Consider the following 210-nt stretch of genomic DNA (forward strand, 5'->3'; position numbering starts at 1 on the left):
CTGCGAAGGACACATCCCTTCTCTACGTTGCGGGCTTCACGGTCACCCAGAAGGAGTTGACGACCTTCGGCCAGGACGCGATGAGCGAGGCCTTCAATGCGACGCCGATCGTGATGGTCGCCGTCGCCTACCTGGTCGTCACCCTGCCGCTGACCTACCTGGTCGGCCTGCTCGAGAAGAAGCTGGACCCCAAGCGATGAGCAACCTGTT

At 61.9% G+C, this 210-nt stretch carries 1 pseudogene; it reads left to right on the forward strand.

What is annotated here, in order from left to right:
- A pseudogene (locus BN358_RS27330) lies at positions 1 to 200 on the forward strand (amino acid ABC transporter permease); the annotation flags it as partial.
- Between the last annotated feature and the right edge of the window lie 10 nt (positions 201 to 210).

The sequence above is a fragment of the Sedimentibacter sp. B4 genome (genome assembly GCF_000309315.1).
Lineage (GTDB): Bacteria > Bacillota > Clostridia > Tissierellales > Sedimentibacteraceae > Sedimentibacter > Sedimentibacter saalensis.